Source organism: Cellulosimicrobium sp. I38E, assembly GCF_001647255.1.
In the GTDB taxonomy this organism is placed as follows: domain Bacteria; phylum Actinomycetota; class Actinomycetes; order Actinomycetales; family Cellulomonadaceae; genus Cellulosimicrobium; species Cellulosimicrobium cellulans_E.
Genome location: NZ_LUAZ01000042.1, coordinates 24,604 through 35,835, shown reverse-complemented (window position 1 = coordinate 35,835; position 11,232 = coordinate 24,604). Strand labels below are relative to the sequence as shown.

Below are 11,232 nucleotides of genomic sequence, written 5' to 3'. Positions count from 1 at the left end.
GAGGCGGCGGGCCAGGTGCGGGTAGTCCACCACCAGGCCGTCGGCGTCGACGGTGAGGTCTGCCGTGAAGTCGCGCGTGGCGCTCGTGTATGTGACGACGCCCTGACCGGTCGTGGGGTCGAGCGGCTCGCGCGCGGCGTAGACCTGGTCGCTGCGCAGGACCGCCAGGGACGGCAGGTCGACCCACGCCATGACCAGGCGCGTCTCGCCCGCCAGCGGGCGGTCGCCGAGCAGCCCGAGGCGCAGGATCGGCATCGTGTTGGTGACGGGGCACAGCGCGATGTCGCAGTCGAGCGCGCCGTCGAGCGAGGCCGGGTCGGCGATCCCGGGCGTGGCGAGGCCCGACGGCGGCGTCCCCGACTCGCGCACGTCGGCGCGCCACGCGCCGTCGGGCGTCCGGACGAGGTCGAGGTGGCGAGACCACCCGAGCCCGCGCACGGAGACGTCGAGGTGCTCGGTCACCCAGCCGGGGCCGGTGCGCAGCGCCCACGCGGTCGCGTACGCCGCCGCGCGCGACGTGCCGAGCGCCGCCAGCCGGTCGTCGCGCACGGTGACGGTCGCGGCCTCCAGGCGGTCCGGGTCGTCGTCCCAGCCGGTCCACGCGACGTGCCTCGTCGATGCGCTCACGCGCGCCAGTCTCGGGCGAAAAGGCGGTGCCCGCGCGGCGAGGGCGTGGCAGGGTCGCGCCCATGACCTCTCGCATCTCCCACACCACGTTCGACGCGCGCGACTCCTACGCGCAGTCCGTCTTCTGGGCCCAGGTCCTCGGGTACACCGACGTGCCCGGCGACCCCAACCTCCCCGGCCACGAGGAGTGCATGATCATCCCGCCGGCCGACGCCGCGACCCCCGTCGAGAGCCGCGGGCACGTCCTGTTCGTCGAGGTGCCCGACGACAAGGAGCTGAAGAACCGCGTCCACCTCGACCTGCGGCCCACCGACCGCACGCGCGAGGAAGAGGTCGAGCGCGTGCTCGCGCTCGGGGCGACGCAGGTCGCGGACCGGCGCACGCCCGACGGCGGCGGCTGGGTGGTGCTCGCCGACCCGGAGGGCAACGAGTTCTGCATCCTGCGCAGCGACGCCGAGCTCGCGGCGGCCGCCGCCCGTTAGCGGTCGGTGATCCGGATCCAGCCGCGCTGGGCCGCGCGCGCCCCGGCCTCGAACCGGCTCGTCGCGCCCAGGCGTCCCATGAGCCCGGCCGCGTGACGTCGGACCGTCCGCGGCGACACCCCGAGCCGCGCGGCGACGGCGGTGTCGGTCTTGCCCTCGGCGAGGAGCCGCAGCAGCGTGTCCTCGCTCGGGGCGAGCGCGTCGTCGGCCGCCCGCGCCCGGTCCCACTCGGACTCGGCGAGGGCCCGCAGCGCGAGGACGGCGTCGCGGTCGGTCACGGCGCGCGTGCGGTCCGGCCGGGCGACGAGGACGACCGTGTCGTCGACGGCGACGAGCGACAGGGGCAGCGCCGGGGCCACACGGTGCTCGACAACGGGTCCGCCGTCGGGCGCGTCGTCCGGGGCGGCGGGTCCCGGGCGGTGGTCGGCGACCGGAGGTGCACCCGCGAGCGGTCCGTCGCCGGCGGGCCCGCCGGCGGGTGGTGCGTCGGCGGGTGGGGTGTCGTCCGACGGCCCGACGCGGGGCGGCGCTGCCGGCTCCACCGTCACGACCCGCACGTGCGCCCCCCGGCGAGCTCGGTCGCGCACGCGTTCCCACAGCGGGTCCGGGTCGTCACCGCTGCCGTCGTCGAGGACGAGGACGGCACGAGCGCGGCGGAGCGCGACGGCCCTCGCGGAGCGCCTGGCGCCGAGCACCGGGTCCCGCTCCGACGACGTCACACGGTGTGACTGTAGTCGACCTCCTCGAGGGCGCCGAGAGCCGTCCCGGCGGTCGGACCCTTGTGACGAACTGGGAGGTCAACGGGTATTTGTCCTCTTCCGGACACGTCGGATTTGTTTACACCGCGTCCGTCCGCTGCGAGGCTTCCCCCGGACCGCCGGGTCGGGCTTCGTGCTGCCCGGCGTCCAACGTGCCGGGACGGACCCGGCGCGGGTGACGGAGGGGGCCACATGGGCGCGCAGCCCGACGACCTGACCCTCGTGGGCCTCGTCCACGAGCACGCACGCGAGCGGCCGGACCACGCGGCCGTCGTCGTCGTGCCGGAGGTGGGCGAGCGGCGCACGCTGACCTACGCCGAGCTCGACGCGCAGGCGGCGGCGCTCGCGGCCGGCCTCGCCGCGCGGCACGAGCCGGGCGACCGGGCCCTGGTCCTCTACTCGGCGACCGCGTCGTTCGTCGTCGGGATCGTGGCCTGCTTCTACGCGGGACTGATCCCCGTCCCGTCCCCGCTCCCGGGCGGGCAGGCGTACCAGCGCGAGCGCGTGCGCGGCATGCTCGTCGACTGCGACGCGGCCGTCGTGCTCGTCGACCCGACGGCCGCGACCGAGACGACGGAGTGGGCGGAGCCGTTGCGGCGCGCCGACGGCGGCCCCGTCGTCGTGACCGTGGTCGACGGCACCACGGAGGGCCCGGCCCGGCGCGGCCGCCCGGGCTCGCAGGACGTCGCGTTCCTCCAGTACACCTCCGGGTCCACGAGCAGCCCCAAGGGCGTCGTCGTCACGCACGCGAACGTCCTGCACCACCACGACGCCTTCTCGACGACCCTCGGCCTCGTCCCGGAGGACGTCTTCTGCAGCTGGCTGCCGGGATACCACGACTTCGGCCTCGTCGGGATGCTGCTCGTCCCCCTGGGTCTCGGCGCGACGGCCGTCATCGTCCCCTCGACGGCGTTCCTCAAGCGCCCCGTCCGCTGGCTCTCCGCGATCACGGAGACCGGGGCGACCGTCACGGCGTCGCCGAACTTCGGCTACGACCAGTGCGCGCGGCGCGTGCGCGACGACCAGCTCGCCGAGCTCGACCTGACCCGCCTGCGCTGGGCGCTGGGCGGTGCCGAGCCGGTGGACCCTGCCGTCCTGGACGCCTTCACGCGCCGGTTCGAGCCCGTCGGGTTCCGCGGGTCGGCCCACGGCCCGGGGTACGGCCTCGCGGAGGCGACGCTGACGGCGACGTACCCGGACCGCCGGCTCCCGCTCGTCATCACCGCGGACGAGGCGGCGCTCGCCGACGGCCGCCTGGTCGTGCTCGAGGAGGCGTCGTTCCTGTCCGCCCTCCCGGACGCCGCGGCGCAGGGCCGGGGCAGCGTCCCGGGCGCGCGGCTCGTGTGCTGCGGCCTGCCGAGCGGCGTGGAGCTGCGCCTCGTGGACGACCAGGGCGTCGAGGTGCCGGACGGCGCGGTCGGGGAGGTCTGGCTGCGCGGCGGCACCGTCGCGGCCGGGTACTGGGGCGACGCGGCGGCGGGCGCGACGGCCGAGACGTTCGGCGCCGTCGCCGCCGACGGCACCGGCCCGTGGCTGCGCACCGGGGACCTCGGGGCGCTGCACGGCGGCCAGCTGGTCGTCACGGGCCGGATCAAGGAGCTGCTCATCGTCGCAGGGCGCAACCTGTACCCCTACGACCTCGAGCGCGAGCTGCGGCGGCTGCACCCCGGCGCCGAGGGCCGTCCGGGTGCCGTCTTCGAGGCGGAGGGGCTGCCAGGCACGCTGTGCGCGGTCCAGGAGTTCCGGCCCACGCCGGGCGCGCGGCTCGACGGCGCGAGCGCCGAGGACGAGCTTGACGCCGTCGTGCGCCAGATGGCCTCCCACCTGGCCTCCGTCTCGGGCGCCGCGGTGCACGACGTCGTCCTCGTGCGCCCCGGCCAGGTGCCGCGGACCACGAGCGGCAAGATCCAGCGCGGTCGGGCGCGCGACCTGCACGGCGGGGGCGACCTCGCCGAGCTCCACTCCCTGCGCGCGTCCCGGGACCGCGCGCGCACCGAGCTCGCAGGGACCCGCTCATGACCGCACCGCTGCCCGACGCCCTCGACGACCTCGTGCTGCGCCACGTCGCCGCCGCCCTGGGGATCGCCCCGGCCGACGTCGACCCGACGGGCGACCTCGCCGGGCTCGGCCTCGGCTCGGTCCAGGTGCTGGCCCTGCTGGGGGACCTGGAGGACGCGCTGGGCGTCGACCTGGACCCCGAGGCCGTCGTCGACAACCCGACGCCCCGCGCGCTCGCCGAGCACCTGCGCAGCGTCGTCGACGTCCCCGGGACCGCGGCATGACGACCCTCGTCGACGTCGGCGCGCACGTCCCCGCGACGCGCGTACCCATCCGCGACCTCGCGGACGAGCTGGGCCTCGACCACCTCGAGCTCGGCGTGTTCGAGCGCTTCTTCGGGCTCCGTGAGGTGTGCACGGCGCCGGACGAGAGCCTCACCGACCTGCTCGTCGCCGCGGCGCGCGCCGTGCCCGGCCTCGCCGGCAACGAGCACCGCGTCCGGTACGTGCTCGGCGCACGGACCATCGCGACCGTCGCCCCGGTCGGGGTCAACCCCTTGCACGACGCCGCCGACCGCCTCGGGCTGGACCACGCGGTCGTGTGGACCCTCACCCAGCACGCGTGCGCGTCGGCGCTGCTCGCCGTGGACGTCGCGGGCCGCCTGCTGGTCGCCGACGGCGACCCCGACGCGCTCGCGCTCGTCCTCACCGGCGAGAAGGCCTTCAGCCCCGGGTCCCGCCTCATCGAGGGCACGACGATCATGGGCGAGGGCACGGCGGCCGTCCTCGTGGCGGCGGACGCCACCGGTGGGGTCGCGGCGCGGGCGGGCAGCCCCGTGCTGTCCTACGCGACGCGCACCCTGGGCGAGTACCACCAGGTCCCGCTCCCGGAGGACCTGGCCGGCCCGTTCGGCGTCGCGTACACCGAGGTGCTCGCGGAGGTCGTGGTCGAGGCCGTCGAGCGCGCGGGCCTGACGCTGGACGACCTCGCGCTCGTCCTGCCGCACAACGTGAACCGCGTGTCCTGGCGGCGCCTGTGCTCGCGCCTCGGGCTGCCGATCGCGCGCGTCCGGCTCGACGACGTGCCCGTGACGGGCCACTGCTTCGGCGCCGACTCGTTCATCGGCTACGCCGCCGCGCGCGCCGAGGGCCGGCTGCGCCCCGGCGACCCGTTCCTCATGGTGGCGGTCGGGCTGGGTGCCACGTTCTCCGCCATGGTCCTGCGCTACGCGCCCCACGAGACGGAGGAGCCCGCATGACGGTCGAGCAGGTGGCGGAGGCCGCCGCCACGGACGCTGCCCCGGATGCCCTGAAGGCGGACGGCACCGAGCCGTTCCTCGCGCGGACCAAGCGCGCGCTCGCGGGCGCGCCCGACGCCCCGCTGGTGCTGCTCGCGAACTTCGAGATCGAGGACGCGTGGGCGGTCGGCGAGGTCGGCCTGCCCTCGGTCGGGGGCGCGTCGGCGACGGCCGCGCTCGTCAACCGCATGGACGAGCTCGCGCTGCTCCTCGCCGGCCCGGACGACCACGTCGTGCTCAAGGCCGAGCCCGACCCGGACCACCTCGCCCACCTGGACGCGCTCGGCGTCGGGCTCCCGACCGTGCACGTCGCCGAGTCGAGCGACCCGCTGCGCACCGTCACCCTCGACGCGCTCGACTCGCCCGTGCTGCTCGCGCGCCTGCGCGACCTCGCGGCAGACGGCGTGCGCCTCCTCGCGCACGGGACGTCGTCGGCGGAGGAGGACCTCGCTGTCGCGACCGGGCTGCGCTCGGTGCTCGCCGACGCCGCGACGACCAAGTCCGTCAACAGCAAGGTCTACAGCCGAGGGCTGTGCGACGAGCTCGGGATCGAGCAGGCCCGCGGCTGGGCGTGCCGCACCGTCGAGGACTTCGAGCGTGCGTGCGCCGAGGCGGCCCGGCTCGTCGCGGACGGCGCGACCGTGGGCGTCAAGGACGCGTACGGGGTCTCCGGCAAGGGGATCCTCGTCGTGGACGACCCGCGCCGCCTCGACCAGCTCGTGCGCATGGTCACTCGCCGGGCCGCCCGCTCGGGCGACGACCGCCTCGCCGTCGTGGTGGAGGTCTGGGCGGACAAGGCCACCGACCTCAACTACCACTTCACCGTCGCGCAGGACGGCTCGGTCGCGTTCGACTTCGTCAAGGAGGCGATCACCGAGGGCGGCGTCCACAAGGGCCACCGCATCCCGTCGCGCCTGCCCGCCGAGCAGGTCGACGCGCTGGCCGCGCTGTCGGGCCGGCTCGGCGCGCGCCTCGCCGCCGACGGCTTCCACGGGCTCGTCGGCGTCGACGCGCTCGTGCGGACGGACGGCTCGCTGCTGCCGGTCCTGGAGATCAACGCGCGCAGCAACATGTCCACGTACACCGTCCCTCTCCAGGAGCGGTTCCAGCCGCAGGGGTGGGTCGCGCTCGCGCGGCAGTACCCGCTCGTGCTCGACGCCCCGCTGTCGTTCGCGGCGCTCCACGACGTCCTCGGCGACCTGCTCCCCGGCGCGGCCGGGCACGCGGGCCTCGTCGTCCAGGGGACGGGCACGGTCAACGCGGGCGCGTCGTCCCCGACCCCGGGCGGCACGTTCGCCGGCCGGCTCCACGGCCTGCTCGTCGCGCCCGACGAGCAGGCGCTGACCCGCCTCGACCGTGCCGTGACGGAGCGGCTGGCCGGGCGCACCACCGCAGGACCGACCGCGGACCCGACCGAAGGAGACCCCCGATGACCGCGACGCCGAGCCGGCCGACGCCCGGGAGCGCGGACCTCACCGCGGTCGCGGAGGAGTTCGGCACGCCCGTGTACGTGTACGACGGCGACGTGCTCGCCGCGAACTACCGCGCGCTGCGCGAGCGGCTGCACCCCGCGCTGGGGATCTTCTACTCGCTCAAGGCGAACCCGAACGTCAGCATCTGCGGGCTGCTGCACTCGCTCGGCGCGAACGCCGAGGTGTCGTCGCTCACCGAGCTGCGCACGGCGCTCGCGGCGGGCGTCGAGCCGCAGGACGTGCTGTTCCTCGGGCCGGGCAAGAGCCGGGACGAGCTCGTGGCGTGCCTCAACTCGGGCGTGCGCGCGATCATCGTCGAGTCGCTGCCGGAGCTGGCGCTGGTGGACGAGCTCGCCCGCGCGACCGGGCGGCCCGCGCGCGTCGTGCTGCGCGTCAACCCGTCGTTCTCCGTCAAGGGCTCCGGGCTCACGATGGGCGGCAAGCCGCGCCAGTTCGGCATCGACGAGCAGCAGCTCCTCGACGCGCCGGACCTGTGCGCCGGGCTGACGACGGCGCGCGTCGTCGGGGTCCAGGTGTACATGGGCACGCGCATCCTCGACGAGGGCACGATCGTCGAGAACACGACGCGCATCTTCGAGCTCGCGGAGCGCCTCGCGGACCGGCTCGGGTTCCCGCTCGAGCTCGTCGACGTCGGCGGGGGACTGGGCGTGGCGTACTTCGAGCGCGAGCGCGACCTCGACGTCGAGGTCCTCACCGCGGCGCTCAACCCGGTGGTCGAGGCGTTCGTGCAGCGGCACCCCGCGACGGACCTCGTCATGGAGCTCGGCCGCTACCTCGTGGCGCTGTGCGGCACGTACGTCGCGCGCGTGCGCTATGTCAAGGAGTCGATGGGGGAGCGGTTCGCCGTCGCCGACGGCGGGACCAACCACCACATGGCGGCGGTCGGCATCGGGTCGTTCGTCAAGCGCAACTTCCCGATGCGCAAGGTGGGCCCCGCGTCCGGCGCCGAGGACGTGCCGTGGAACGTCACCGGCCCGCTGTGCACGCCCAACGACACGATCGGCAAGGCCGTCCCGCTCCCGGCGGACCTCGCGGCCGGCGACCTCGTCGCCGTCGACCGGTCCGGCGCGTACGGCGCGACGGCGTCGCCCGTGCACTTCCTCAGCCACGGCTACCCCGCGGAGGTGCTGACGCTCGGCGACGAGTCGTTCCTCGTGCGGCACGCGGACACGCCCGACGACCTCCTGTCCCGCCAGGTCTTCCACGACCTCGGCGCGCGCGTCGCCCCGGCCGAGGCCGTCGCCGCCCCCTGACCCGCCGTCCGGTCCGGCCGTCATCGACCCCTCAACCTGCCGCCGTCCGTCATCGCGGGCGCCCGACCCACCACCCCGGAGGAACATCGTGAGCACCAGCACGAACACCGAGTCCCAGGAGGCCCTCGGCCGCGAGCGCGTCGTCGGCGCGGTCGTCGAGGCGCTGTCGAGCGTCCTCGGGCGCCCGCTGCCCGACGTCACGGACGCGACCCGTCTGTTCGACGACCTCGACCTCGACTCCACGAGCGTCCTCGGCCTGCTGATGGCCCTCGAGGACTCGCTCGACATGGAGGTCGACCCGGAGTCGCTCGAGCAGCACCACCTCGAGAGCGTGGGCTCGCTGACGGACTTCGTCGTCGAGCACTCGACGCGGAACTGACGTGACGCTCGGGGGCGGGAGCAGGGCAGCATCCTGGACGACGCCCGACGGCGCCGTCCTGCGGGTGCGGGGCGTCGTGGACGTCCCGGTCGACGATCTCGTCCCCGTCGGGGACGGCACGCGCCGGTCGGTCGCCGAGGACCTGCGGTACGTGTACGGGGAGGGGCAGCCGACCGACTGGCTGGAGACCGGCCCGGGCCGGGACTACCCGACGATGATCCGTGCGGCACGCTCCGCGCTCGCGGAGCGGGGCCTGCTCGACGACGTGCGCCTCGTCGTCCTCGTCGTCACGACCCCCGACCTCCAGCACGAGCGCCTGCTCGGCGGGTTCGTCGCCGACCTGTTCGACGACCGGCCGTACACGTTCTGCGTGACCGAGCAGGGGCTGGCCGGACCGTTCACCGCGCTGCGGCTCGCGCACGAGGAGCTCGCGCACGGCGGCCCGCAGGGTGTCGGGCTCGAGGGCGACGCCCTGGTGCTCGTCCTGGAGCAGTGCACGCTGCCCCCGACGGCGACGCGCGTCCCCGCGCGCGACCGCGTCGTCGCTCTCGTCGTCGGGCACGACGGCGCGGGGCGGCCGGTCGAGGCGCTGTCGGTCGCGCGCGCGCCCCGCGGGCCCCGTCCGGCCGCCGAGGCGCACGACGTCGCCCAGGAGCCGGGGCGTGAGGCGTCGCCCGACGCCCGGCGCGTCGTCCTCGGCGTCGACGTCGACCCGGGCGAGGTCCTCGACACCGACGGCGTCGTCGTCCTGCACGCCGACCCGGGTGCGGCGGCGACGGGCGTGTGGGAGGTCCTCGCCGCGTGCGACGACGTCCCGGACGCGCCGGTCGTCCTGCACGAGCGGTGCCTCGAGCTGGGCTACCGCTGCTCGCTCGTGCTCGGCCCCCGCGCTGTCGCGGCGACCTCCCCGGACGCCGACGACCTGTCCCGAGAGGCGGTGCTCGCATGAGCACGGACGTCGTCGCCCCCGTCGCCGCCGGCGGGGTGCTGCCCGAGGAGGGCGGCGCAGCGGTCCGCGTGGACGGCCTCGCCGACCTCCGTGCCGTCGCGCGCGAGCTCGGCGCGGTCGCGGCGCTCACCGCGCTCGCACGCCTGCTGCCGGTCGCGGCGCTGCCGGGCGAGTGCGTCCTGCTGCCCGACGACGTCCCGCCGTCGGGCGGGTGGGCGCGGGTCGGCGAGGTCGCGTCGGACGTCGGCACGCTGCTCGTGTGGCGGGCACCCTGCGCCGCCGTGGCGCCCGGACCGGCCGCGCGCGCCGCCGAGGTACCCGGACCTGCCGCACCCGCCACCGACGAGGGCACCGCGACCAGCGCGGCCGACGCCGCCTGGCGCGTCGGGGTCGCGTGGGTGCGGACCGGGCTGTGCGAGCGTCTGACCGACCGGGCGGTCGAGCGGCTGCGCGGCCGGACGGTCGGCGGCACGGCGACGGTGAACCTGCCGCCCGTCCGCCTCGTCCTCGCCGACGCGGCGCTCGCCCACCTCGAGGTGCAGTCGCTCCTGGGCGGGGTCGCGTCGCGGGACGAGGCCCCGGCTGCCGGGTCGCCGGACCGACGCCCCGTGGTCTCCGGGTCCTCGCTCGCGCGGGTCACGGCGGTCCTCGACCGCTCGTCGCGCGCCGTCCACAACCTGTTCGGCGCGTCGGGGTACGTCGACGGCGACGCCGCGCGGCTCGCGCGCACGATCGACCTGCTCGGCCACGCGAGCGGGACGCTGCCGGGCCGCGGCTCCGAGACACACCACAGCCGGGAGGGGCAGGACGCATGACCACGGTCGACCTCGTCGCGCTGCGCGACCACCTGCGGCCCGTCGGCGCGGCGCTCCGCGAGCACGCCCTCGCGATCGACGCGGACCCCGCGGCGCTCCAGGTCCTCCTGGACTCCGGCGCCCTGCCGTACCGGCAGCTCGGGGGGTTCCCGCCGGGGTACCTCGACGACCCGCTGCGTGTGCGGGGCGTACCGGTGCACGTGCGCACGTGCGTGGAGCGCGTCGTCGTCGCCGAGGCGCTCGCCTGGGGCGACGCGTCCGTCGTCGTCGGGGCGCCCGGGCCGTCCATGTCCGGGGTCGTCCTGGACGACCTCGCCGACGACGAGCAGCGCGACCGCTTCTACCGTCGCGTGGCGCAGCCGGGCACCTGGACCTTCTTCGGCCTCACCGAGCCCGACCGCGGCTCGGACGCCGCGGCGCTGGAGACGGCGGTCGTCGAGGCCGACGGCGCTCCCGTGCTGCGCGGCCACAAGAAGTACGTGGGCAACGTCGCGCGCGCGAGCCTCGGCGTCGTGTTCGCGCGGCACCGCCCGGGCCCGCTGGGCGTCGGGGTCTACCTCGTCGACACCGACCGGCCGGGCTTCGACGCCGCGCCGCTCGTGACGACCGGGATGCGCGCGGTGCAGCTCGGCGAGGTGCGGCTGCGCGACGTCCCCCTGCTCGCGCAGGACACGCTCGGGCGGCACCTGTCGCCGTCGCGCCGCGGCCTCCTCGGGGCGGTGCGCACCTTCAACCGCCTGCGCCCCGTCGTCGCGTCGCTCGCGGTGGGCGTCACGCAGGCGGCGCTCGACTACGTGCGCGCCGAGCGGTCGTCGTTCACCGCCGACGAGCGGTGGCGCCTGGAGACGTTCGACGACCGGCTCCACGCCGCGCGCGCCCTCGTGCTCCAGGCGGCGCGCGCCGCCGACGCGGACGCGGCGGACGGGACGCTGCCCGCGGCGGCCAAGGCCACCGCGCTCGATCTCGCCGAGGAGGTCACGCACGCGGTGCCCGCGCTGCTCGGCCCCGGCGCGCGGTGGGAGCACCCGTACCTCGACAAGCTGGTCCGCGACGTGCCCGGCCTGGAGATGATGGAGGGCACGCGGACCGTCCAGCGGCTCACCCTCGCGCAGGGCTGGTTGCAGGGCAGGGCACGGCATGCCGAGCTCGTCTAGGGAGGCGGACGCGACCCCGGTCGCGAC

The 11,232-nt window shown here is 76.2% G+C and carries 12 protein-coding genes; 10 read left to right on the top strand and 2 right to left on the bottom strand.

Annotation, left to right across the window (positions count from 1 at the left end; translation table 11 throughout):
- Positions 1-627 (bottom strand): putative glycolipid-binding domain-containing protein (locus A0J59_RS14395; RefSeq protein ID WP_064316565.1); only part of this gene is annotated, 627 nt, incomplete at its 3' end.
- A 62-nt stretch (positions 628-689) separates the two neighbouring features.
- Between A0J59_RS14395 and A0J59_RS14390 the strand changes: the two genes are divergently transcribed.
- On the top strand, positions 690-1,109 hold the full coding sequence (locus A0J59_RS14390; protein ID WP_047233433.1) for a VOC family protein: 420 nt from the start codon (positions 690-692) through the stop codon (positions 1,107-1,109).
- Here A0J59_RS14390 and A0J59_RS21980 read toward each other — a convergent pair.
- Positions 1,106-1,828: a helix-turn-helix transcriptional regulator gene (locus A0J59_RS21980; protein ID WP_052877667.1), complete on the bottom strand. Its 723-nt coding sequence runs from the start codon at positions 1,826-1,828 to the stop codon at positions 1,106-1,108. The two genes, A0J59_RS14390 and A0J59_RS21980, sit on opposite strands and share 4 nt — an antisense overlap.
- A gap of 231 nt (positions 1,829-2,059) precedes the next feature.
- Here A0J59_RS21980 and A0J59_RS14375 point away from each other — a divergent pair, with 231 nt between their 5' ends.
- The 9 genes from A0J59_RS14375 (at position 2,060) to A0J59_RS14335 (ending at position 11,205) form a co-directional block, all read left to right on the top strand.
- Positions 2,060-3,886, top strand: a complete 1,827-nt coding sequence (locus A0J59_RS14375; RefSeq protein ID WP_064316562.1) for a fatty acyl-AMP ligase — start codon at positions 2,060-2,062, stop codon at positions 3,884-3,886.
- The gene (locus A0J59_RS14370) at positions 3,883-4,149 is read left to right on the top strand and encodes an acyl carrier protein (RefSeq protein ID WP_047233435.1); all 267 of its coding nucleotides are present in this window, start codon (positions 3,883-3,885) and stop codon (positions 4,147-4,149) included. The genes A0J59_RS14375 and A0J59_RS14370 overlap by 4 nt, the downstream gene beginning before the upstream one ends.
- Complete coding sequence (locus tag A0J59_RS14365; protein WP_064316561.1) at positions 4,146-5,123, top strand: 3-oxoacyl-[acyl-carrier-protein] synthase III C-terminal domain-containing protein; 978 nt, start codon at positions 4,146-4,148, stop codon at positions 5,121-5,123. Before A0J59_RS14370 ends, A0J59_RS14365 begins: the two co-directional genes overlap by 4 nt.
- Positions 5,120-6,595 (top strand): ATP-grasp domain-containing protein, encoded by a 1,476-nt coding sequence (locus tag A0J59_RS14360; RefSeq protein WP_156533059.1) that lies wholly within the window; start codon positions 5,120-5,122, stop codon positions 6,593-6,595. Before A0J59_RS14365 ends, A0J59_RS14360 begins: the two co-directional genes overlap by 4 nt.
- A complete protein-coding gene (locus A0J59_RS14355) occupies positions 6,592-7,908 on the top strand; it encodes a type III PLP-dependent enzyme (RefSeq protein WP_047233437.1) in 1,317 nt (438 codons plus the stop codon). The genes A0J59_RS14360 and A0J59_RS14355 overlap by 4 nt, the downstream gene beginning before the upstream one ends.
- Before the next feature lie 88 nt (positions 7,909-7,996).
- Entirely contained in the window at positions 7,997-8,287 is a 291-nt protein-coding gene (locus tag A0J59_RS14350) for an acyl carrier protein (protein ID WP_047233438.1), read from the top strand.
- Between the two features lies 1 nt (position 8,288).
- Positions 8,289-9,236: a hypothetical protein gene (locus A0J59_RS14345; RefSeq protein ID WP_064316560.1), complete on the top strand. Its 948-nt coding sequence runs from the start codon at positions 8,289-8,291 to the stop codon at positions 9,234-9,236.
- On the top strand, positions 9,233-10,051 hold the full coding sequence (locus tag A0J59_RS14340) for an acyl-CoA dehydrogenase family protein (RefSeq protein ID WP_064316559.1): 819 nt from the start codon (positions 9,233-9,235) through the stop codon (positions 10,049-10,051). The genes A0J59_RS14345 and A0J59_RS14340 overlap by 4 nt, the downstream gene beginning before the upstream one ends.
- A complete protein-coding gene (locus A0J59_RS14335; protein WP_047233441.1) occupies positions 10,048-11,205 on the top strand; it encodes an acyl-CoA dehydrogenase family protein in 1,158 nt (385 codons plus the stop codon). Before A0J59_RS14340 ends, A0J59_RS14335 begins: the two co-directional genes overlap by 4 nt.
- Positions 11,206-11,232 lie beyond the last annotated feature (27 nt).